This is a genomic window from Donghicola sp., from assembly GCF_025210255.1.
GTDB lineage: Bacteria > Pseudomonadota > Alphaproteobacteria > Rhodobacterales > Rhodobacteraceae > Donghicola > Donghicola eburneus.
Map to the genome: position 1 here is coordinate 98,238 of NZ_JAOARZ010000035.1, position 23,030 is coordinate 121,267.

Here is a 23,030-nt window from a genome sequence, read left to right on the forward strand (position 1 = left end):
GATCTTTGCAAGGTTGGGACAGTCCATGGCGCAGAATGCTACTATCTATAAAGTCGAACTTTCCGTGTCGGACATGGATCGCCACTATTACGAGACCCACAAGCTGACCGTGGCCAAGCATCCGTCAGAAACCGATGAGCGGTTGATGGTGCGGCTTGTCGCCTTTGCGCTGAATGCCCACGAGCATCTGGAGATGACCAAAGGCCTGTCCTCGGACGACGAGCCTGATATCTGGCAGAAAAGCTTGAGTGGCGAACTAGATGTGTGGGTCGCTCTCGGGTTGCCAAGCGAGAAGGTCATCCGGCAATCCTGTGCCAAGGCGGGCAAAGTCTATATCTACGCCTATGGCGGCAAACCGGCTGAGATTTGGTGGGACAAGGTCAAGAACAGCACCGCCCGCTTTGCGGGACTAGAGGTCGTAAATCTGACCGAAGAAGACACGGCGGCGCTGGCGGGGCTGGCCAGCCGCGCAATGAAGCTGCAGGTGAATATTCAAGATGGCGATCTGATGGTCAGCGTCGATGAGAGCGTGGTTTATTTGACGCCCCAGATCTGGAAACGCGCCGAATAGCGCGGCGTTACCCAAGGGTCGCCTTGACTTCGGCCCACAGGTTTCTGACGACATCCTCTGCTGGTGCGGCCTGTGCCAGAGCGGCGCTTTGGCCGGCCCAAGCCTGTAATCTAGCGATATCGTTGTCCTGTGTTCCAGCCGCCCGCATAGGTCCCGTTGCGGATCGTTGTAGTGGATATGGCAATGGATCGGGCGCATCGGCCGCTTCGGCTGCGGTCACGTAGTCTGTGCGCAAGGATCGCCCGAGGCGTCCAGAAAACGCGCGGGTGACGGCCGTATCCTCGGGGCGAGCGCGTCCGATGGCATCGGCCCAAGACGCTGGAATGGCGGCCTCTGGCGTCCGGAGTAAGGCGGTTCCGATCTGGACTGCCGACGCTCCGAGCGCCAGTGCTGCGAGCACACCGCGTGCGTCCGCGATACCGCCAGTCGCAATCACTGGAACCTTCACCGCATCACAAATCGCAGGTACCAAAGAGACAAGCCCAATCGTTTGCGCGGCCGCGTTCTGCGCGTCAAAAGCCCCGCGGTGTCCGCCCGCCTCGCTGCCTTGGGCGACAATCGCGTCTGCGCCGGCCTCTTCCGCTGCCAACGCCTCTGCGACAGTCGTGGCTGTCGCGAACCATCGAATGCCCTTCGCCTTGAGTTGCGCGACCACTTCCGGCGGGAAAATACCCATGATCGAGGAGACCACAGCGGGGCGCGCCTCGATCAAGGCGTTGCATTGATCAGCGAAAGAGACAGGGATATCCGCTGATATCTCTGATGGTCGAGGCCCCCACTGAGCTAAAAAATCCGCCACGCGCGTTTCGTGCGCGCGGTCTCTGGCCGGTTTCTGGTCCGGAACCCACAGGTTCAACTGGAATGGACCTGCCTGCGTGGTTCGGACATCCGCCGCCCATTGGGCAACAGCTTCAGGCCCCATCAACAGAGCGCCGCAAGCGCCCATTCCGCCCGCTTTCATAACAGCTGCGGCTAATGCGGGCGGGCAAGCGCCTGCCATTGGCGCCATCAGGATTGGAAGATCCAGCCCATAGTCGTCGCAAAATGTTTGCGCGCGCTGCTTTGCTTGTCTCAGCATATTCCATTCCCCCCGCTCTTCATCATTGCCGAGGGTGCTTCTCTTGCTCGCAAATAACAAGCTTTGCCTATGAACGGGCGAAACCAACAACTATTTTTAGCCGAATTTTGATCTTTCGCCCTATCTCGCGATGCTCACAAGCGGTGACCGTCCTTGGCGCAGAAAACAGAGGCTTTGGTCAGGTCAAATTGTAGGCCGACTTCGGACTCAAGAGCGCGGGCCTGATCCACTCCCATGCGGATGCTCAGCCGCTTGCCGTGATACAGCACCCAAGCCAAGGCATCTGCGCCAAGGAGTTCAACGAAGTCGAGTTGCGCGGTGATGTGGCCTGCGGCAGGCGGGACGATCTTGATATCCTCGCAGCGCACGGCAAGGATGGCGTCCTGCGCGGGCCGTGTGCCATTTTCAAAGGTGTAGGCTGACAGATCGATATGTGTTTTTCCGATGTCAAAGGACCCATTGCCAGACAGGTGCCCTGCGATCTGGTTGATTTCAGGCGAGCCGACAAAACTGGCAACGAACAGATTGGCGGGCTTTTCATAAATCTCTTGGGGCGGCGCGAATTGTTCGACCCGTCCCTTGTTCATCACGGCAACACGATCGGCCATCGTCATCGCCTCGACCTGATCGTGGGTCACGTAGAGCATGGTGAAGCCTAGGTCATTGTGCAGCTTCTTGAGCTCTACCCGCGTTTCGGTTCGAAGTTTGGCGTCCAAGTTCGAGAGCGGCTCGTCGAACAGGCACACCCCGGTCGACCGGACGAGTGCACGGCCAATCGCGACGCGCTGGCGCTGACCGCCTGACAGTTGCGAGGGTTTGCGATCCAGCAGAGCGTCAATCTGCAAAAGTTGCGCGACCTTGGCCACCTTGGCCTCGCGTTCTGCTTTGGGAACGCGGGCGACCTCCATCCCGAAGGACAGGTTGCGGCGCACGGTCATCGAAGGGAAAAGCGCATAGCTTTGGAAGACCATGGAAAGATCTCGGTCGCTTGGCTCCAAATCCGTGACGTCCTTATCGCCGATCAGGATTTGTCCGCTGTCGCAGGTGTCAAGCCCCGCCACGATGTTCAGCAAAGTGGACTTTCCGCAGCCCGATGAACCAAGGATCACGACAAACTCGCCTTCGGTGATCTCCATCTCGATCGAGTGCAGGATGGTCAGGTCGCCGTAGGTTTTTCTGATTTTGTTCAGAGAGATATTGTACATGTTTTCATCCTTTGACGGCGCCGGTAGCGATGCCCCGGACGAAATAACGACCGGACACGAAGTAAACGATCAGAGTGGGAATGGCGGCCAGCAGCGCGGCGGCCATGTTAACGTTAGGCTCTGCGGCGCCGCGGGAATTATTCACGATATTGGTCAGCTGGACCGTCATCGGCAGGTTGTCGTTGCCAGCAAAGATCAGACCCAAAAGGTAGTCGTTCCAGATGCCCGTGAACTGCAGGATCGCTACGACAACGATGATGTTGGTCGAAATGGGTAAGATCACGGACCAGAAGGTGCGCAAGAAGCTGGCCCCTTCCATACGCGCCGCGCGGCTGATTTCGTCGGGGACTCCAACGTAGAAATTCCGGAACAGGAGTGTCGTGTAGGGCAGCCCGTAAACCACATGCACAAAGATAATGCCGGTATAGCTGCGGAAGATGCCCATCCCCGATAAGATTTTGACCGTGGGATAGAGCATCGCCTGATATGGCACGAAAAGGCCAATCAGGATAAACAGCATCAGCCAGTCCGCAAAGCGCGAGCGCCATTGGGCCAGCGCATACCCGTTCAGTGCCCCGGTGAGCACCGAGATTACGACGGCGGGCACCGTGATGAGGATTGAATTCCAAAGGCCCGGTTTGATGCCAGAACAATCAAGTCCAGTGCAGGCGCTGCTCCACGCGATGCGCCATGGCTCAAAGGTGATCTCACTGGGCAGGGTTAGCAGGTTCCCGCTACGGATATCTGCCATGGGCTTAACCGAGTTGATCAGGATGACCAAAAACGGAGCTAAAAAGAACAGGGCAGAGACGATCAGGAAGGCGTACATGCCGACGACGGCAACCCGCGGCATTGCGGCGGCATTTGCAGGTGAAGACATCAATCGCGCCTCCTGAATTCACTATAGAGATAGGGCGCGAGCATCAGCAGCGACAAAAGCAGCATCAGGATAGATGCGGCCGAGGCCAGCGACAGGTTCATACGCGAGAAGAAGAAGTCGACCGCGAACTTGGCGGGCATTTCCGTCGAAATACCGGGTCCGCCGTTGGTCATTGCGACGATCAGGTCATACCCGCGAATGACTTCGGACATAAGCAATACGATGCAGGACGCGAATACGGGGCGCATGCCCGGAAAGATAACTTGGACATAGGCGCGCCACTGAGGGATTTTCTCCATCCGGATAGCTTTCCACAGGTCGCCGTCAACGCTGCGCAGACCCGCCAGAACGATAATCATCACGAGACCTGCTGAACGCCAGACACTGGCGATCACCAAAGTATAGATCGCGCGGTCCGGTTCAGTGATCCAGTCAAAGGCGAAATTTTCCCACCCCATGTCGCGGACCATGGCCTGTATCCCAAGGGATGGATCGAGCAGCCAGCGCCACCCAAGTCCCGTGACAATCAGAGAAATCGCCAATGGATAAAGGAATATTGTGCGAAAGACGCCCTCGAAGCGGATGCCGCGATCAATAAAAATGGCCAAGATCGACCCAAGGATGAGTGATCCAACAATAAACAGCGCGCCGAAGACAACCATGTTGATGCAGGACACGATCCAACGCTTGTTGTCCATCAGGTCTGCATACTTTTCAAAGCCAATGAAATCATAGCGCGGCATCAAGCTGGATTTCGTCAGGGACATCAGGAATGTCCAGCCGATCGACCCGTAGAAGAAGATCGCAATAACAGCGAAGAACGCGACAACCGTGAAGGTCGGCCGGAACATCTGCCTTTGTAGCCAACGTGTCATAGCTCCTCCTGGGGCGTCATGACAATCAGGGTGCGGGCGACAGGGGTCAGCCGCCCGCGTCTTGGGTTAGTCTGCCAGCACGTCGCGCAGGGCGGCGGCGCCTTCTTCTGCGGTCATGTCGGGATCGGTCCAAAACTGGGTCGCCATGTCGATCAGCTGGCCGTTCAAGTCACCGGGCAGGGCATCATAGGTCGAGGCCACCGCAACGCCGGGCGTCGCGAGTGCACGTGCCCCGCGCGTCGCGCAGATGTCGAGCGCCGAAAGGTCAACGTCGGTGCGCGCAGGGACAGAGCCTTTGACGGCGGCGACCTGAACTTCGATCTCTGGGTCCATGACGGTGCGCGCCAGCAGGTTTTGACCTGCGACCTGTTCGTCATCGTCGATTTCGGGGAAGACGAAGACATCGGTGACCGCCGCATAGGCAGGCTTGTCCGAGGGCATCAAGAAGCAGCCAAACTCTTCGCCCGGAGTTTGACCGGCAGCCAGAAATTCGCCCTTGGCCCAATCGCCCATGAACTGCATGCCAGCTTCTTGGGTGATGACCATGTTGGTGGTTTGGTTCCAAGAGCGGCCCGTGCTGCCCGCGTCCACATAGTCCGAGACTTTGCGGAAGTATTCGAATGCGGTGACCAGCAGCGGGTCCTGAAGCGCGGTATCGTCCCGCTCGACCATGATCTCGTTCCAGTATTTGGGACCGCCAAGCGACAGGATCATGTCGGTCAGGATGTAAAGTTCCTGCCATGGCTCGCCCCCAACGGCAAAGGCGGTGTAACCCGCGCCTTGGATCGCGTCTGCGGCGGCAAAGAGTTCGTCTATCGTCGTGGGTTCTTCGATCCCAACCTCATCGAAGATCGCGGTGTTGTACCAAATCCAGTTGTCCGCGTGGACGCCTAAGGGGAGTGCAACCATCTCGCCGTCGACGGTCACGCGCTCATAAATGAGCGGGGCCAGCGAATCCTGCCATCCCTCGGCGTCGCGCAGATCATTCAGGGACCGCAGGATGCCGCCGTCGGCAAGGTCCAGCATCGCGCCGTTCGGGGTCATCAGAACGGCCGAGGGCGGCTCGCCGCCGACGATGCGGCTGGTGGCGGCTGCAATTGTGCTATCGTAATCGGCCGAAGGGCTGTCGATCCACGTGCCGCCTTGGGCCTTGAAGGCGTCAGCGATCACATTCATCGCTTTGGACTCACTGGCGCTGGTCCAGTATTGCTGAACGTCCGCGACTTGCGCGAAGCTGTGGGTCGCGGCGGCCGCGATTACGCAGGACAGAAGCATGGTCTTTGCAGTCATGGTGATTCTCCCGGAGGGTGTTGGAGGAATGGCTCGGATTTACGACGCGGGGTTCCGCGCGGCTCCGAACTCGCTGTTTATTTGGTCGAGAAAGCTGGTCATTTCGGCCTTGGAGATTTTCTCACCGGCAACCCATGACACCGTGTCGTAGAGGTTGAGGAACGACCCGCCGCAGTAATCCAGCATCTGCTCGGTCTCTGCGTCGGTCAGGTCCAAACGACTTTTCAGGAAGTTGCCAAAAGCTGACCGGATTTCAGGGTTTTCGACGATCTGCGAGGCTTCGTTGTTGATATCAAGCCGGGTCGCAGGCAGGGGACGCGCCTCTGCGGTGATCTCGAGCGTTTGGCGGATGTCTCTGGAGGACGCGCCAACTTCGATCGACATTGGGCCGACATCCAGAAACCACTCCCCGAAGGCGGGATCGTAATAGCGCAGGTCGCGTGCCTCGATCGTGATCTGGATTTCTTTGGTCTCACCTGGCTCTAACGCGACCTTGGCAAAACCCTTGAGCTCGCGTACGGGGCGGCTCAGGCGCGGGGTATGAGGGCGGACATAAACCTGAACAATTTCTTTGCCCGCGCGCGAACCGGTGTTGGTTACGTCAACCTTGATCGTAAAGGTGCTGTCCTCGGTGATGCGGTCTGTATCGCAGGTCACGTTTGCATAGCTATAAGACGTGTAGCTGAGTCCGAACCCGAACGGGAACAAAGTTTCGGTCTTGCGTATGTCGTAGCCGCGATACCCGACGAACAGCCCTTCGGCGTAGACATGACGGTGATTTTCACCGGGGTAAGACAGGAAGCCCGGCACGTCTTCTAGCTTTTCGGGGAAGGTCACTGTCAGCTTGCCACAAGGGTTCTGAGCGCCCGAAAGAATTTGCGCAATGGCATTGCCAACCCCTTGGCCGCCATAGAATGGCATCAACACAGCACCCACCTCGTCGATCCAAGGCATCACGACTGCGTCCGGCGTCGCGATGATGACCGCAAGGTTGGGGTTGCGGGCAGCGATCTGCGAAACCGCCGCATCTTGGCCGTCCAGAAGGTTCAAATGGGCGCGATCCGCGCCTTCGCCATCGACGCCTACCTCTGTGTTGCCAAAGAACAAGACGACGTCTGCGGCGCTGAGCGTGTTCAGGACGTCCTCGGCGCTGTCGCCTTGCAAATCAGCAATATCGTAGGTCGTGACGTTGGCATTTGGAGCCAGCTTAATGATCTCGTTTACAGGATTGTCCTCGAACGTTGGGCTGGTCGTGGCACAGCCAGAGCCCTGATAGATTGGCGCGCGCGCTGTTTCGCCGACGATCGCGATAGATCCGATCGCGTCCATGTTAAGAGGCAACAGATCGTTTTCGTTCTTCAGCAGGACAATGCTTTCGGCGGCGATACGTCGGGACAGTTCATGGTGAGCTTCGAAATTGGTTTGGGGCTCTGTGATATGAGATGCATGTGCTTTGCGCACCAAATGCAGCATGCGCACGCAGGCCCCATCCAGATCATCCATGGGGACCTCGCCCGCCTCGACCGCGAGGCGCAGGTCTTCTTTGCGTGGGGCGCTTTCGGGCATGTCTAGGCAATTCCCTGCCAAGAGCGATGCGGGGCGGTCTTTGATCCCGTGCCAGTCAGAGATCACGACCCCGTCGAAACGCCACTCGTCGCGCAGCACATCCGTTAACAACCATTTATTTTCAGCCGCCTGAACACCGTTGATCAGGTTGTAAGAACTCATGACAGTCCATGGCTCGGCCTTGCGGATCGCTCGCTCGAAGGCGGACAGGTAAATCTCGCGTAGCGCGCGCTCCTCGACCTCGGAACTCATGGTGGTCCGGTGGATTTCCGAGTTGTTGCAGGCAAGGTGTTTCAGTGACGCGCCAACGCCGTTGTCCTGCATGCCTTTGATTAATTCGGCCGCGATTTCGCCCGTTAGAAAGGGGTCTTCGGAAAAGTATTCGTAGCTGCGCCCGCCCAAGGGTGTCCGGCGGATGTTGATGCCGGGCCCGAGCAGGACGTTCACGCCAAAATGGGCACATTCTGCGGCCAACGCTGTGCCCAAGTCATACGCCAGTTCAGGGTCCCACGAACATGCGTAGCAGCAGCCATTCGGGAAACACGTTGCCGGCCGCGAGGACCCGAATGCCCCCTCGACACCGCGCGATAGATCCGCATTCACGACGCTTAGAAAGGCCGAGAGCTGTTCGGCACGGTCCTGTGGGCCATCAATTTGCTCGACCGAGTAGCGCACGCCATAGGTGCCATCCGTCATCAAAATCTCGGGAATATTGTGGGTGTAATTTGGCGATGTCCGCCACAGCCCGTTGCCTGAGACTAGGTCAATTTTCGCGCTCAGAGACAATTTCGAGACCAGCGCGTCAATTTCCTGATCGGTGATGTTCCATGCCATGAAATGGCCCTTTAAAGCTGTTTTGGACGTTAAAAAGTCCAAGAATCTGTATTTATGCCGATAACATGGCAGCGTTACTCTTGACGGTGACACAGCCGCTCGGACTCATCTAGCGGTGAAAATTGCACTTTATCTGTGACAGTTTTTGACCTTTTGCGCGCAAAAAGCGGAGAGCCCCTTTGAAGACTGACGATGAGCACCGGACCTCGGCCTATGAGACGCAATTCCCGACAGGACAGGCCGGGCTGACAGAGCGGCCCTACTGCCGAACTTTTACGCATGGATGGGCGGATGTGCCCTATCACTGGCACCGTGCACTCGAAGTTGTCTATGTGCTGCGGGGGCAATTGCGCCTGATGGTCGAAGGCTTGGCGTGTGACATGAGCGCGGGTGATGTGATGATCATCAACTCAAATGTGCCCCATAATTCAGTCTCGAAAACCCGCGACACGCTCGTCTGCGGCGTGCACCTGGACCCCTACCATTTTGAGCGCTCGGGCCTGCCCGAATTCAGCACACGACACTTTTTGTGCCGCAGTTTTCTGCACAGTCGATCCTTTAGCGAAAAGATTGCCCCGATGAAGGCGCTGATCGCGCGCTTGATCATCGGCCTGCCCGACCAACCCGAAGACGCCATGTCCAGAGCGATCGCCGCAGATATGCTCGCGCTTTTTATCTATGCGAATATTCCTTTCAAAGAGCAGGACCTGTCAGAAGATGCGGCCCGTTCTGCGGGCCGTGCTCGGATATTGCGCCTTCTCAACGAGTTGGATCCGGTTGCGGGTGTCGATACTTTGGGCGCGATCGCAGAGCGCGAGAACCTGTCGCTCAGCTACTTGTCCCGCCAATTCAAGGAGCACTTGGGCATGGGGTACAAAACCTATGCCCTAAACCTGCGATTGGACAAAGCCGCAGAGGATCTATTGCGGACAGACGCGACTGTGACGGATATCGCAGCGCGCTTACAGTTCGGAAACCCCACGGTTTTTTATAAAAAGTTCAAAGAGAGGTTTGGCTGGAGCCCGACAGACTACCGTCGCCAGAAACCCGATTTCAGCGGCGACCAGACAATGTCGGATCAGGATATTAGGGATATAAGGCAGCTTTTGACCGCGCGCTTTCCGGATATCAAAGACGGGGTTGAGCGGATTCTGTTCCCGACGTCTTATGTGGGGCGCCGCCGCTTGATGAGCGGACCACATGAGGCCAGTGCACAGCGGCCCGACGCGCTCAGCAACTTGGCCACGCGATAACGCCTTGGGTCAGGTGATGCCGGCGCGGAGCAGGACACTGACTGCGCTATCAAAGTGTTCGGACATTGCTTCTTCGGCGCGCCGAGCGTCTTGGGCCATGATCGCTGTTGCAATGCGTTCGTGACATTTGATGTTGTCCCGGCGGTTCTGATGGTTCGCCCGCGAGCGCCAGCCAATCGGCCATGTTTGCCGCGTGATCACCCAAAAGCTGTCTACGAGCATGGCGTAAAGGTGGTTTCCAGAGGCATTGGCGATCAGCGAATGAAAACGGATGTCCAACTCCATCAATTCGGTATGCCCCCCTTCAAGCGCGGTGAACATCTGTGTGGTGATGTCGAGCAGTTCCGTGGCCTCGGCGTCGCTGCGGCGCATGGCGGCCAGCGCGACCGTCCGCATTTCCAATGTCCGGCGCACATCCAGAACCTGCTGGATGCTTAGGCCCTGACTGTACGTTGCATGATCCAGAACAAGGCTCAGGGCAGAGGCGTCTGGCATCGCTACGCGCGCTTTGCGCGAACCGCCGATGTCTAGGATGCGCAATGTGGCGAGGCCCCTCAACGCCTCTCGCGTGACAGGGCGGGATACACCGAGATGGGTGGCAAGGGCTGCCTCTGATGGCAGCATATCGCCTGGGCGCAATCCTTGGGACCGGATTAGATCACGGATACCGGACATGGCGATTTCTGCCAGCCCGCTCTGGCTAGAAATTGGTTTTGTCATGGCGTGTGTTTGGTCGGCATCGCGCAACGTACTCTGGGTCTGGGGGCCAAAATGGAGTGTTCTCTGGAAAATTGACGGTTATTGTCTGACAATCAAGTGCAGATTGTCACAAAATATTGTCGCCTTAGCGCGGTGGCCCCTACTCTGCCCTTGAAATATCGCCGTTCGGGCCGCCGAGCGCGCAGGGAGGACATCGTCGTGAAAATTACCGCCATCCGCACCTACCGTGCAGAGGAATTTGCCAACGTGCTGTGGGTCCACGTGCAAACCGATGCGGGCATCACAGGGTTGGGAGAGACCTTTTACGGCGCAGAAGCATGCGAGGCGCACATCCACAACACACTGGCCGTGCGTCTGCTGGGACAAAACCCGCTGAATATCGAAGCCCTGCACAAGGAAATGGTCAGCCTGCCAAATGCGCAGGCGTCGACTGGCGTGGAATATCGGGCGGCCTCTGCCATCGACATCGCGCTTTGGGACATCTTTGGCAAGGTTGCGGGTCAGCCGGTGCATGTCATGCTCGGCGGGCAATCGTGGGATAAAATCCGCGTCTACAACACCTGTGCGGGTACACGCTACGTTCGAACACACAAGATCAAGCCGGTGGACACATGGAACCGCGGCGAAGGCCAGTACGAGGATCTGGATGCCTTTATGACCGATGCCGGGGCGCTGGCCGAGGATTTGCTATCTCAGGGGATCACCGCCATGAAAATTTGGCCCTTTGATCCACCCGCGATTGAGAACAAGGGCATGTTCATCACGGCAGAGCAAATGAAGGCCGCCGTGACCCCATTCGAACAAATCCGCAAGGCTGTTGGCGACCGGATGGAGATCATGGTCGAGATGCATTGCCTTTGGAATTTGCCCGTGGCTATGGATATCGCCCGCGTGCTGCAAGATTACGATCCGCGCTGGTACGAAGATCCGATCCGCATGACTAACCCTCAGGCATTGGCCGAATTCGCGCGATCGACCCACGTCTGGACCTGCGCGTCTGAAACGCTGGGCTCGCGCTTTGCCTACAAGGACTATCTGGACCGCGACGCGGCGCACGTCGTGATGGCGGATCTGTGCTGGACGGGCGGCCTAACCGAGGGGCGCAAGATTGCCGCTTTGGCAGATCTGCACCACAAGCCCTTTGCCCCCCACGACTGCATCGGACCAGTTGGGTTTGCCGCAGCCATTCACATGAGCTTTAGCCAGCCCAACACCCTGATCCAGGAATCTGTGCGGGCGTTCTACAACGGTTGGTACAAAGAACTGGTGACCGAAGTGCCGCGTATCGAGAACGGCTACGTCTACCCGATGGAAGGGCCAGGTCTGGGGACCGAACTGGTGCCTGACTTCTTTGATCGCGCTGACCTGACAACACGAATTTCGGAGGTCTCATGACCCATCCTCTTTTTGATTTATCCGGTAAAACTGCCCTTATTACGGGCTCTTCTCGTGGTTTGGGTCGCGCCTTTGCCGAAGGGCTGGCGCAAGCTGGTGCGCGCGTCGTGCTGAATGGCGTAAATCCTCAGCGGCTAGAGGAAGCTGCCAAAGAAATGCAAGCGCAAGGGTACTACGTGTTGACCTCGGCCTTTGACGTCGCGGACGAGGTGGCCATCAAGGCCGCTTTTGATCAGTTCGATGCGGATGGGGTGGCAATCGACATTCTAGTGAATAATGCGGGCATCCAGTTTCGCAAACCGATGCTCGAGCTTGAAACAGCCGATTGGCAGCGCGTGATTGACATCAATCTGACCGCAGCCTTTGTGGTTGGGCGCGAGGCGGCAAAGAGAATGGCAGAACGCGGCCATGGCAAGATCGTCAATATCGGCTCCCTGACCTCGGAATTGGCGCGCGCCACCGTCGCGCCTTACACGGTCGCAAAAGGCGGCATCAAAATGCTGACCAAGGCAATGGCTGCCGAATGGGGCGAAGCGGGTATTCAGGCAAACGCCATTGGGCCGGGCTATATGGTTACCGATATGAACGAAGCCTTGATCAATAATCCCGACTTCGATGCATGGGTCAAAGGGCGCACGCCGATGCGCCGCTGGGGTCTGCCAGAAGAGTTGGCAGGTACTTGCATCTATCTGGCCTCGAACGCGTCAAACTACGTGTCGGGACAGATCATATACGCCGATGGCGGCATGATTTCGGTTCTGTGAGGGCAAAATGAAGATTGTGTTTTACGGTGCCAACGCCGCGACCTTTGAACCGGGCTTGTCCGAACAACTGGAAATGCCTCATGACATCACCGTAATTTCGGATGCAGCTGATGGCGCGAAAGAGGCGGAGGCTATGGGAACAGCCGACGTTGTCGTCGGGGTCCATTACGCAGGAGATAGCGTTCAGAACGCGCGGCTTTTTCAGTTGCCCGCTGCAGGATACGACAAGGTGGACATGGCTGCGCTGCCAGAGGGCTGCGCGGTCTGCAACGCCTTTGGCCATGAGAATGCGATTGCAGAGTATGTGATGGCCGCACTCTTGTCCCGTCATGTGCCTCTGGTCGACGCAGATGCGCGCTTGCGCAAGGGAGATTGGCACTACTGGGCCGGTGGACCGAACGGTTTGCGTACCGAATTGGGCCAGCAGACTATTGGCATCGTCGGACATGGTCATATTGGCAAAGCGGTTAAAGAGCGTGCCTTGGCCTTTGGGATGCGGGTGTTCGTGGCCAATCGGTCGGCGATTGAGGATTCACGCATCACGCCCTGTGGGCTGGACGAGCTGCCGAACATGGCTGCTCAGGTCGATGTCCTGCTGAACACCCTGCCCCTGACTAGCCAGACAAAGGGGATGATCGGGACCGATGTACTGTCTGCGATGCCCGATGGCGCCCTGATTATGAACGTGGGTCGCGGACCTGTCATTGACGAGGACGCTTTGTTCGACGCTTTGAAAGATGGGCGCCTGAATGGTGTGATTGATACGTGGTACATTTACCCATGCACCGATTTTGGCGCGCCGCAGCCGTCGCATCATCCGTTTCACGAGCTGCCCAACGTTACGATCACGCCGCATATGTCGGGCTGGACTACGGGCACCATCGCACGGCGCACTGCCACGGTGGCCGAGAACATCAACAGGCTCGCGCGGGGCGATGCCTTGCTCAATGTTATTAGGAACGCAGCGGGCTAAGAGCGCAGCACTGGCTCTTTCCCGCCGGTCTTGAAGACCAGTAAACAAACATTCCTGAAACACTTTAAAAGTGTGCTACCTTGCGTGATCATCGAAATCGCGAGGAGGAGCGGGATTTTGTTGGAGAATGCCCTCGTGCGGGATGCCCGAGGCCAGCTCATCCGTCATGGCGCAAGCACGCGCTCTGCGGATTGGGACGAGGTCGAGGCCTTCTGCCAATCGGTTTACATGCCCTATCGGGTGCGTCCGCTGCAGCGGCTGTCGCGCCCCGATGCCACGATGATCTCGGCCAAGGCGGGGCGCGTGACGATGACGCGTTTCTCGTATGGCACGGGAATTCATCTGGATCGTTTTGACCCAGAGGCAGGAAATATCCTTGTTCTCAATACCCTTGGCGGAGCTCTTGATCATCAGACCGATGGCGGGTCGGTCGCCACCGGCGCGGGCGAAAGTTTTGTGGTGGACTGTTCACGGACGGACTACTGGCTCGAGGGGGATGCCGATCATATGCAGCTGAACCTGACGGTCCCCCATCAGCGCATGGCGGAAATGTCAGAGCGTTGGTTCGGCTTTGTCCCCGACGACGGGCTATGGACGCGGCGGGTCAAGTTTGGCGGGCCCGACTCACCTTGGTTATCGCTCTTGGATTACGCGGCGGGTACTGTTGCGCAGGCTGGCGACGGAGCGGCCGACACCGCGATGACTCGCCACATCGAAGAGATCCTGTGCGTTGAGCTGCTGCGGCACTGGGCGGAGGCCGCGGGGCTCTCTCTCGAGACTGGCGCGCGCTGCGCAGCGCCGGGTTATGTGCGCCGCGCCGAAGAGATCATGGAAGCCGAAGCGCGCGAGGCGCCCTCGATTGGCGAGGTCGCAGGCCGTGTCGGCGTCACGGCGCGCACCCTGTCCGGCGGGTTTCAGAAGTTTCGCGGTGTCACCCCGCGCGCTTTTCTGGCGGCACGGCGGCTCGAGGGTTTTCGGTGTGATCTGGAGACGGAGCCAGAGCATCTGACCGTCACCGCGATCGCGAGCGCTTGGGGCTTTAGCAATTTCGGCGCGTTGGCGGGGCGCTACCGCGAGCGGTTCGGCGAAACACCCTCGCAAACGCGCGCGCGTAAAGGCGGGTAAATTGGATTCCGAAACGGGACAGGCTGTACCGGTCAGTGGCAGCCTGCCGCGCTGCGAACGCGCATCCTGATCTTCTCATCTCAATGGGAGGATAAGATGAAAGATATTCACACCGAAGATTTGGCGGCTGCGCTCGACATCGTTCTGCGCGATATCAGCCAAGGTTCCGCACGTGTCCTTGGCGTGGTTGCGATGGTGACGGATCGCGAGCGTGACATCTATTCCGGCTGTGCCGGTGAGCGCCGCTTGGGGGATGACGCCATGACAGAGGACACCGTCTTTGCCATCTTTTCGACGACCAAGGCGATTGCGGGCACCTGTGCGCTGCAATGTGTCGAAGAGGGTTTGCTCGATCTGGACGCCCCCGCCAAGGAGTATGCGCCTTGGCTTGGTCAGGTGCAGGTTCTAGAGGGCTTTGACGCCGACGGAAGCCCCCGTCTGCGTGCCCCGAAGACCGAAATCACGACGCGGCAGCTCATGTTGCACACAGCGGGTTTTGGCTATGACTTCTTCAACGAGATGTACAAGCGCATGGCCGACGAGCACGGGAAGCCCTCGATTGTGACAGGGAGCCGCGCGTCCATCGAAACGCCGCTGCTTTTCGATCCGGGCACCAAATGGGAATATGGCACCAATATCGACTGGGTTGGCCAAGTGGTCGAGGGCATCCGCGGCAAGCGTTTGGGCGAGGTCATGCGCGAGCGCGTTTTTGATCCGCTGGGCATGGAGGATATCGCTTTTACCCGCAGCGAAGCGATGAAGGCGCGCACTGCCACGATCCACGCAAGGGGCGAAGACATGACCCTGACCCCAATGGACGAATTCGAACTGCCGGATGATCCCGAAGTGCACATGGGTGGCCATGGTCTGTACGGGACTGTGCCAGAATACATGAAGTTCATCCGCATGTGGCTGAACGATGGCGCAGGCCCGAACGGCCGCGTTTTGAAGCCAGAGACTGTGGAATGGGCGGTCAAGGGCGCCCTAGTCCCGCCGCAGAAAGTCACCATGTTGCCCGGCGTGAACCCGGAACTGTCGAATGATGCTGAATTCTTTCCGGGGCTCGGAAAAGACTGGTCCTATACCTTTATGGTGAACACCGAAGAGTCCCCGACAGGCCGCCCTGCTGGGGCCATCGGCTGGGCCGGGTTGGCCAATAGTTTCTACTGGATTGATCGCGCTGCAGGCGTTGGCGGCTATTGGGCGACGCAAATCCTCCCGTTTGGCGACCCGACCTCCTTCGTGGGCTATCTCGATTTCGAAAGCGCGGTCTACAAGGCGATCCGGAACAGTTGATCGCTCGTTGGCGGGGGCGGCGTACTTGCCCCCGCCCTGTCTCGCATGTCTTTGGGAGGAGGATGCGTGTTGCGCGAGTACATAAGTTACGAAGAACTGCCCAACTGGGTGCCTGGCCGCGTGCTGCTGGCCAGCGACGGGCTGGGATGGAAGAATGTGGCCTGCCGTGCCTATCATTACGCGGGTCAGGACGTGATCGTCCCGCAGATGAAGGACTTTATGCTGGTGGGATATCGCGGCGGTGTGACGCCAATGCAGCGGCGCTTTGACGGACGGTGGACCAAGGAAACCTTGGGGCCTGGCGCGGCCTCTTTGCTGACACGGGCGCAGCAAGTGTCGTGGAACTGGAAAGAGCCCATCGACGTCACACATGTCTACCTATCCGGAGCCCTCGTGGCAGAGGTGGCGAGCGAAGTTCTGGATTGCAACGTGGCCGAAGTGTCTCTTGCGGACATTTTACGCACTGATGATCCTGTGATGACCCACGCGATGGAGATGATCGCCCGAGAAGCAGCGGCTCAAGGGATCGGCGGCGCGCTTTATGTCGATAGCATCGCGAGGGGGCTCTGCGTGCATCTTTTGCGCCAATATGCCGAGGTCCGCACGCCCGAACGTCGAAACGAAGGCGCTCTGACCACGGCGCAGATGCGCACGATCATCGCCTATATCGAGGCGCACCTGGGCTCCGGGTTAGACCTGAAAACTATGGCGAATGCGCTGGGTTTGACACCTTGCCTGTTTGCGCGGCAGTTCCGCCGCAGTTTTGGCAAGCCGCCCTATGCGTTTGTTACAGCGCGCCGACTGCAGAAGGCACGCGAGATGCTGGCAACCACACACAATCCAATCAAGACGATCGCCGTAGACTGCGGATTTTCAGATCAAGCGCACCTGACGCGAATGTTCCGTGCGGCCTATGGCAAAACGCCCGCCGTCTTTCGACGGCAAGCGCTCTAGTGTTGGCTGGGGGTCACGGCGCGCCGAACCCCCAGATGCTAGATCATTCCGCCGGTTCCGCCATCTCGGGGGCGCCGCTCATGGCAAAGCCTTCGTAGCCCTTGTCTGCGATCTCTTGGCACTTGGCGCGGTAGGTGCCAACGCCGCCAGTGTAGGACAGAACGCGGCGGGGTTTTCCGGGCACGTTAGAGCCAGTGTACCAGCTGTTTGTCTTGGCAATCAGGGTCGCGTTTGCGGTTTCGTCATGGTGCTTGACCCATGCGTCTTCGCCCTCGGCGGTGGGTTCGATCACAGCGGCGCCTTTGTCACGCATTGCCCTGATGCAGTCCGTGATCCATTCTGTCTGCTGTTGCAGGCAAGTGGTCATGTTGCACAGAGCCGCCGACGGCGCGAGCGGGGCACCGGTCATAAAGAGGTTGGGAAATCCATATTTCTGGAGCCCCAAGGTTGTCCGAATGTCTTTGTCCCACTCTCCCTTTAGCGTCATGCCGTTCCGACCCTGAATGTCGATCCGCGCCAGCGCACCTGATCCCGCATCAAAGCCGACGGCCATGATGATCACGTCCAAAGCGTGCACCGTGCCGTCTTCTAGCTTCACGCCTTCTGGCACGATCTCGGCGATGGGGTTTTCCTTGACGGACACCGCTTGGACGTTGTCCTGCAGGTAGACCTCCAGATAGTTTGTCTCGAGCGGGACGCGGTGTGTGCCGAACCCGTAATCGCCCTTTTTCGGAACGAGAATATCGATCAGTTTTGGGTCCTTGAGGCGAGCTTCCATCTTTTCGCGAACAAACTGACTAATCTCTTCGGAGACGGCCTCATCAAAGAACATCTCGGCAAAGCTGGCGAGCCAGAGCTTGAGCGACCCGTCTGCATGAATTTCCTCGAGGATCGCGCGCCGCTGTTCTGGGGTGCAGTCGGCCCAAGTGTGTTCGAAGTCATATTCGAAACCCGTGAATGTCTTGGGCAGGTTCGAGGTCAGCTCATCCCAGCGCGCTTTATAAGCTTTGGCCTCGGCGGGGCCGTATTTTGGGTTCTTCATGGGCAGGACATATTGCGGGGTGCGGACAAAGACCGTCATCGACCCAACGACCGGCGCGATGGTCTGGATCACTTGAATGCCAGTGGCGCCAATGCCGATCACGCCAACGCGCTTGCCCTCTAGATCAAGCCCTTCTTTGGGGTAGCGGCCCGTATGGACAATCTGGCCTGTGAATGTGTCCCGACCCTTGAACCGGTCCGTCAGCGGGGCAGACAGCATACCTGTGCATCCGATCAAGAATTGAGTGTCATAGGTTTCGCCAGTGTCTGTTTCGACTGTCCAACGTCCATCATCCTCGCGGTAGACCGCTTTGGTGACCTTGGATGAAAAAGTGATATCCTTGCGCAGGTCGAGCCTGTCCGTCACGTAGTGCATCCAGCGCTCGATTTCAGGCTGTGCGGGGAAACGCTCGGACCATGTCCAGTCTTTGTACAGCTTTTCGTCAAACAGGTACTGATAGATGTAGCTCTCGCTGTCGAACTTGGCGCCGGGATAGCGGTTCCAGTGCCACGTGCCGCCTACGTCAGAGCCGGCCTTGACCCCATGAACAGTCAGGCCCAGTTCGCGCAGCTGGTGAAGCTGATACAGGCCCGCAACGCCTGCACCAATAATCAGGGCATCAATCTTGTTTGTCATGTCTTCCTCCCTTCGAATGTCATCGCGACCGGTGCGGCCTCCTCTGCCGCGGCGCCGGTGCTGATCACCAAGGCTAATCGGGCCGCAAAACGAGGTATTGAACGATCCTGAGTGGCGCTTTGAACGAAACAGACATCTGCCAGAAACCTTCAAAAGCAGGCGCGTGAACGTTCAATACCGCCCGTCACGGTTTGCCTACCCTGCTTCGACACAATCCAAGGGAGGACGGATGAATGAAGGCTTTGGTTTATAATGGTGTCGGCCAAAAGGAATGGGTCGAGAAGCCAAAACCCTCGATCCAATCGGCGACGGACGTGATCGTCAGAGTCACCGCGACCACGATTTGCGGGACGGATCTGCATATCCTCAAGGGGGACGTGCCTACAATCGCGCCGGGCACAACACTGGGCCACGAAGGAGTCGGCGTGGTCGAGGAAGTCGGTGCTGGCATTCGCGGCTTCAAACCCGGCGATCGCGTGCTGATCGCGTGCATCACCGCCTGCGGATCCTGCCGAAACTGCCGCAAGGGCATGCATTCCCATTGTCTGGACGGCGGGGGGTGGCAGTTGGGTCATCTGATCGATGGCACCTAAGCAGAGTATGTCCGCATACCCCATGGTGACTTCAGTCTGCACCGCATCCCCGAAGGTATGGGCGAAGAGGCCTTGGTGATGCTGTCAGACATCCTGCCCACTGGTTTCGAAATTGGTGTGCTGGCTGGCAAAGTTTCGCCCGGCGATACGGTTGCGATTGTGGGCGCTGGCCCTGTCGGAATGGCGGCGCTGCTCACCGCTGGATTCTATTCTCCGGCCAAAATCATCATGGTGGATATGGACAAAAAACGTCTGTCCCTAGCCCGCCAGTTCGGGGCGACCGATGCGGTTGACGTGTCCGAAGGCAATGCCGCCGAAGCAATCATGGCGATGACGGATGGTGTTGGCGTCGACGTCGCGATGGAGGCCGTGGGCATCCCAAAGACCTTTGAGCTTTGTCAGGATATTATCGCGCCCGGCGGCCGGATCGCGAATATCGGCGTTCATGGGACAAAAGTGGATCTCGCTTTAGAACGGATGTGGATTCAGAACATCAGCATCTCGATGGGTCTGGTGAACACCGACACGATGCAGCAATTGATGCGGTCGGTTGAGACGGGCAGATCGACCCATCAGCCCTGATCACCCACCGCTTTGATCTGGACGAGATTGTCGAAGCCTATGAGGTATTTGGGAACGCAGCAGAAGAAGGCGCGCTGAAAGTCTTGCTCAAGGCGCCGGCTGCCTGAAGGTAAATTGAACGTTGGCGCTGCACGACACATTGCAGCGCCAACGTTGCTCACTGATCAAACTGGAAAGACACCGTTGGGGGTAGGACGGACCCAACGGGCTTGTGGTTTCGATCAGTTGCCCTGAGTGCTTTGGGTTCCACTTGGCTGAGCTTTCCGGCGAACGAGCGCCAAGATCAGCGGCAGGAACCAAACCGCGATGGTGAAAAGTCCCAATCCCGCTGCAATGGGTCGTTCGAAGAACGCGATGAAGCTGCCGTCCGATTTGATCATCGACGTGACAAAGTTCTGCTCCAGCATCGGTCCAAGGACGAGACCAAGGATCGCAGGGGCAATTGGTATGTCGTTCTCCTCCATCAGGAATCCGATGATGCCAAAAACAAACATCAGCCAAATACCAAAGACGGAATTGTTGATAGCGAACGATCCAACCATGCAGAACATGAGGATCAGTGGCATCAGTACACGCTGCGGGATCGAGAGCACTTGGCGTGCGCCCTTGATCGCGAGCCACCCCAGCGGCAGCATCATCAGGTTCGCCACCAGAAACACGATGAACACCGCGTAAATCATCTGCGGTTGCGTGATGAAAACCATCGGTCCGGGGTTGATACCTTTGATGTACAAGACACCAATGACAATCGCCGTAATCGAGTCCCCGGGAATGCCAAAAACGAGTGCAGGGATCCAAGCGCCTGACATCGCGCCGTTATTGGATGACCCAGACTCGACCAAGCCTTCGACATGGCCGCTGCCGAACTTTTCTGGCGTTTTCGAGAATTTCTTGGATACCGCATAGCTGATCCAAGCGGCGATATCCGCTCCTGCGCCTGGCAAGGCACCAATGGCGGTGCCCAAAACGCTGCCGCGCAGGGCCTGCACTGGATAGCGGGTGAGATTGCGCGCTTGCTCTCTGAATATGCCAGGCTTGCCTGTTGGCGGGGGCTTTTCGTCTGTGCCGCGATGAATAAAGGCGCGGATCACCTCGGAAACCGCGAATAAGCCGATCATCGCGGGAATGAACTGCACACCGCCCATGAGTTCGACGTTGCCAAAGGTGTAACGCGGCTCTCCTGCGGGGTTTTCTAGGCCGATCGTGGCCGCAAAGAGCCCAATAAACAGCGAAATCAGGCCCCGCGCCGGAGAGCCCGGTGAGATGAAAACCGCACAGGACAGGCCTAGCACAACCAGCCAGAAATACTCGAAAGAAGAAAACTTCAGCGCCACTTCGGCCAAGACAGGCGAGGCCGTGATTAAAACGAGCGTCCCGAAAATGCCGCCGAGGGAGGAAAAGACTAGCGATGCGCCTAAGGCAGATTCAGGCCGTCCCTTGCGTGTCAGGGCGTAGGCGTCTTGGACATAGGCCGCACTGGCAGGCGTACCCGGCATGCGCAGCAAAGTGCCGGGAATGTCGCCTGCGAAAATGGCCATAGCGGTCGCCGTCACGATCGCGGCGATCGCGGGCACAGGCTCCATAAAGAACGTCACAGGCACCAAGAGCGCAGTCGCCATCGTCGCGGTCAGCCCGGGGATCGCTCCGACAAACATGCCAAAGGCCGCTGAGGCGAAGATCACCAGTAAAACATATGGTTGGAAAACGAGGCCAGCGGCCTCAAAGATCATGGACATGGTGGCGTCACCAAAGGAATGTCAGAAAAGGGCTTCGCGGCAGTGGCACAAGCAGCAGCTTGCCAAAGCTCTGCTGAATAGCGATGGCGGCCACCAATGCGACGGGCGCGGCAATCAGTAGGCGCACCCGAAGGATCAGCATTGCCAGCACCATCACCGCAAAGGCCGTGGGCAGAAAGCCGACTATTGGCGAGATCAGGATATAGACCACAATCAGGACCAAGACAGACGCTGCGCGTGCCATGGGGCCGCGCTGGCCTGTCCAGTCGGCCAGCACGAGGCCGGGGATCCGCTCGCCAGCGACTACGGCTTTGAAGATCAGGAATATCCCAGTCAGTACGGTCACCAGGGCTATTGCACGGGGCATGGTGCCCGCCCCATAGGCCTGTCCGGGGATGGCCTTGAACCCCAGTGCCGAAAGATAGATCGCGATGCCCCCGAGCAGGGTCAATAGCCCTAGGGTCAAGTCCGTTACGCGCATTCTGCTGTCCTCATGTGCGGCCCCGTAACCCGGGCAAGGGGCCGAAGGGCTGTCTAACCCTCCGGCCGCGATGTGTTTTCGTGAAAGGTTATTCCGCAGCCAATCCAGCGGCCTTCATCACCTCGCCAAAGGCGGCATCGTCGTCGGCAACAATCTGAGTGGCCTCATCGCCGCGCGCCCACCGCAGGCCAAATCCGCGGTCCTTCATAAAGGTCTGGTACTCTTCAGAATTGTAGGCAGTCTCGACGGCATCCATCAGCTTGGTTTTGACGTCATCAGGGAGCCCGTCAGGCGCCGCAACCGCACGCCACACGGCGACGGTCCAGTCCGATCCTGTGGTTTCCGCCAGGGTCGGAACATCGGGAAAGGCGTTCTGACGCTCTGCAGACATGCTCGCCAAAGGAACCACGCGGTTTGCGTCGATCATGGAGCGACCCTCGGCCAGCGACGACGGTACAATGTCCACCCCGCCCGCGACCATATCGGTCAGGCCGGGTGCTGCCCCTTGGCTGGGGACAAAGGTTACGTAGTCGGGAGCCAAATCTTCGGACAAGAGCCAGCCGGCCAGACCCACATGCCAGATGCCACCTTGGCCGGTGCCTGACGCTTTGAACGTGCCTGCGGGTTGGGATTTGATGTCCTCTAGCAGCGCTTCGACGCTGTCGTAGCCTGCATCCGCAGACACCATCACGCCACCTGGATCAGAGTTAACAATGGCGAGGATATCGTAGTCCTCGTAGGTCAGGTCCGTTAGGCCCTGCCAATGCATCATATCAATCTCGATCGTCATGATCCCGATAGTGTAGCCATCTGGGTCAGCGTTTGCGATTGCGCTGTGGCCGACCACGCCAGACCCGCCGGTGCGATTTACGACGTTGACCGGAACCCCCAACTCTTTCTGGATCTCGGCGCCAAGCAGACGTCCAACGGCGTCTGTGCCGCCCCCTGCCCCCCACGGGACAACCATTTGAATCGGGCGCTCGGGAAACTCGGCCCATGCGGCACTAGCAAAAGTTGCAATCGCCATGGCCGACGCCATGACGGTTCTAGGGAATTTCATGAATCTCCTCCTCAAATTTTCTGGATCAACTGAGGGGCGATTGTGCCTGCTCAGTGAAATGCCAGTGAAAGCTGGAATGGTTCGGCCTGAAACCAACAGGTTGCGTGGCGTCACCTATGTC

General features: G+C 58.3%; 21 protein-coding genes. 10 read left to right on the forward strand and 11 right to left on the reverse strand.

Going from position 1 to position 23,030, the window contains the following annotated elements:
• Nucleotides 1-25 precede the first annotated feature (25 nt).
• Nucleotides 26-571, forward strand: coding sequence for a YaeQ family protein (locus tag N4A58_RS16195; RefSeq protein ID WP_293711321.1), 546 nt, complete (start codon nt 26-28; stop codon nt 569-571).
• A 7-nt stretch (nt 572-578) separates the two neighbouring features.
• Here N4A58_RS16195 and N4A58_RS16200 read toward each other — a convergent pair whose 3' ends face one another.
• The 6 genes from N4A58_RS16200 to N4A58_RS16225 form a co-directional block, all read right to left on the reverse strand.
• The gene (locus N4A58_RS16200) at nt 579-1,649 is read right to left on the reverse strand and encodes a nitronate monooxygenase (protein ID WP_293711324.1); all 1,071 of its coding nucleotides are present in this window, start codon (nt 1,647-1,649) and stop codon (nt 579-581) included.
• A 134-nt stretch (nt 1,650-1,783) separates the two neighbouring features.
• Nucleotides 1,784-2,854: an ABC transporter ATP-binding protein gene (locus N4A58_RS16205; protein ID WP_293711327.1), complete on the reverse strand. Its 1,071-nt coding sequence runs from the start codon at nt 2,852-2,854 to the stop codon at nt 1,784-1,786.
• A gap of 4 nt (nt 2,855-2,858) precedes the next feature.
• Entirely contained in the window at nt 2,859-3,734 is an 876-nt protein-coding gene (locus N4A58_RS16210; protein WP_092464918.1) for a carbohydrate ABC transporter permease, read from the reverse strand.
• Nucleotides 3,734-4,609 (reverse strand): carbohydrate ABC transporter permease, encoded by an 876-nt coding sequence (locus tag N4A58_RS16215; RefSeq protein WP_293711333.1) that lies wholly within the window; start codon nt 4,607-4,609, stop codon nt 3,734-3,736. The genes N4A58_RS16210 and N4A58_RS16215 overlap by 1 nt, the downstream gene beginning before the upstream one ends.
• A 66-nt stretch (nt 4,610-4,675) precedes the next feature.
• Complete coding sequence (locus tag N4A58_RS16220; protein ID WP_293711336.1) at nt 4,676-5,899, reverse strand: ABC transporter substrate-binding protein; 1,224 nt, start codon at nt 5,897-5,899, stop codon at nt 4,676-4,678.
• Nucleotides 5,900-5,938: 39 nt separating this feature from the next.
• Nucleotides 5,939-8,299 (reverse strand): glycoside hydrolase family 3 C-terminal domain-containing protein, encoded by a 2,361-nt coding sequence (locus tag N4A58_RS16225; RefSeq protein WP_293711339.1) that lies wholly within the window; start codon nt 8,297-8,299, stop codon nt 5,939-5,941.
• A 179-nt stretch (nt 8,300-8,478) separates the two neighbouring features.
• Between N4A58_RS16225 and N4A58_RS16230 the strand changes: the two genes are divergently transcribed.
• Nucleotides 8,479-9,552 (forward strand): AraC family transcriptional regulator, encoded by a 1,074-nt coding sequence (locus tag N4A58_RS16230; protein ID WP_293711342.1) that lies wholly within the window; start codon nt 8,479-8,481, stop codon nt 9,550-9,552.
• Nucleotides 9,553-9,561: 9 nt separating this feature from the next.
• Here the strand turns inward: N4A58_RS16230 and N4A58_RS16235 are convergent, their stop codons facing one another.
• Entirely contained in the window at nt 9,562-10,272 is a 711-nt protein-coding gene (locus N4A58_RS16235) for a FadR/GntR family transcriptional regulator (protein WP_293711345.1), read from the reverse strand.
• A 198-nt stretch (nt 10,273-10,470) separates the two neighbouring features.
• On the opposite strand from N4A58_RS16235, the gene N4A58_RS16240 reads away from it, so the two are divergent.
• The 6 genes from N4A58_RS16240 (at nt 10,471) to N4A58_RS16265 (ending at nt 16,779) form a co-directional block, all read left to right on the forward strand.
• Nucleotides 10,471-11,667 carry a mandelate racemase/muconate lactonizing enzyme family protein gene (locus N4A58_RS16240; RefSeq protein ID WP_293711348.1) on the forward strand — a complete coding sequence of 399 codons (1,197 nt, stop codon included), beginning with the start codon at nt 10,471-10,473 and terminating at the stop codon, nt 11,665-11,667.
• Nucleotides 11,664-12,431 carry an SDR family oxidoreductase gene (locus tag N4A58_RS16245; protein ID WP_293711351.1) on the forward strand — a complete coding sequence of 256 codons (768 nt, stop codon included), beginning with the start codon at nt 11,664-11,666 and terminating at the stop codon, nt 12,429-12,431. Before N4A58_RS16240 ends, N4A58_RS16245 begins: the two co-directional genes overlap by 4 nt.
• Before the next feature lie 7 nt (nt 12,432-12,438).
• Entirely contained in the window at nt 12,439-13,404 is a 966-nt protein-coding gene (locus tag N4A58_RS16250; protein WP_293711354.1) for a 2-hydroxyacid dehydrogenase, read from the forward strand.
• A 117-nt stretch (nt 13,405-13,521) separates the two neighbouring features.
• Nucleotides 13,522-14,529, forward strand: a complete 1,008-nt coding sequence (locus N4A58_RS16255; protein ID WP_293711357.1) for an AraC family transcriptional regulator — start codon at nt 13,522-13,524, stop codon at nt 14,527-14,529.
• 96 nt (nt 14,530-14,625) lie between these two features.
• Nucleotides 14,626-15,825, forward strand: coding sequence for a serine hydrolase (locus N4A58_RS16260; RefSeq protein ID WP_293711360.1), 1,200 nt, complete (start codon nt 14,626-14,628; stop codon nt 15,823-15,825).
• Nucleotides 15,826-15,894: 69 nt separating this feature from the next.
• Nucleotides 15,895-16,779 carry a helix-turn-helix domain-containing protein gene (locus tag N4A58_RS16265; RefSeq protein WP_293711363.1) on the forward strand — a complete coding sequence of 295 codons (885 nt, stop codon included), beginning with the start codon at nt 15,895-15,897 and terminating at the stop codon, nt 16,777-16,779.
• Nucleotides 16,780-16,822: 43 nt separating this feature from the next.
• On the opposite strand, the gene N4A58_RS16270 is transcribed toward N4A58_RS16265, so the two are convergent.
• Nucleotides 16,823-18,457 (reverse strand): NAD(P)/FAD-dependent oxidoreductase, encoded by a 1,635-nt coding sequence (locus N4A58_RS16270; RefSeq protein WP_293711366.1) that lies wholly within the window; start codon nt 18,455-18,457, stop codon nt 16,823-16,825.
• Nucleotides 18,458-18,690: 233 nt separating this feature from the next.
• On the opposite strand from N4A58_RS16270, the gene N4A58_RS16275 reads away from it, so the two are divergent.
• Nucleotides 18,691-19,050 (forward strand): alcohol dehydrogenase catalytic domain-containing protein, encoded by a 360-nt coding sequence (locus N4A58_RS16275; RefSeq protein ID WP_293711368.1) that lies wholly within the window; start codon nt 18,691-18,693, stop codon nt 19,048-19,050.
• A gap of 78 nt (nt 19,051-19,128) precedes the next feature.
• The gene (locus N4A58_RS16280) at nt 19,129-19,632 is read left to right on the forward strand and encodes a zinc-binding dehydrogenase (RefSeq protein WP_293711371.1); all 504 of its coding nucleotides are present in this window, start codon (nt 19,129-19,131) and stop codon (nt 19,630-19,632) included.
• 221 nt (nt 19,633-19,853) lie between these two features.
• On the opposite strand, the gene N4A58_RS16285 is transcribed toward N4A58_RS16280, so the two are convergent.
• The 3 genes from N4A58_RS16285 to N4A58_RS16295 form a co-directional block, all read right to left on the reverse strand.
• Nucleotides 19,854-21,368 (reverse strand): tripartite tricarboxylate transporter permease, encoded by a 1,515-nt coding sequence (locus N4A58_RS16285; protein ID WP_293711374.1) that lies wholly within the window; start codon nt 21,366-21,368, stop codon nt 19,854-19,856.
• 7 nt (nt 21,369-21,375) lie between these two features.
• Nucleotides 21,376-21,849 (reverse strand): tripartite tricarboxylate transporter TctB family protein, encoded by a 474-nt coding sequence (locus N4A58_RS16290; RefSeq protein WP_293711377.1) that lies wholly within the window; start codon nt 21,847-21,849, stop codon nt 21,376-21,378.
• A gap of 88 nt (nt 21,850-21,937) precedes the next feature.
• Nucleotides 21,938-22,909 carry a tripartite tricarboxylate transporter substrate binding protein gene (locus N4A58_RS16295; RefSeq protein ID WP_293711379.1) on the reverse strand — a complete coding sequence of 324 codons (972 nt, stop codon included), beginning with the start codon at nt 22,907-22,909 and terminating at the stop codon, nt 21,938-21,940.
• Nucleotides 22,910-23,030 lie beyond the last annotated feature (121 nt).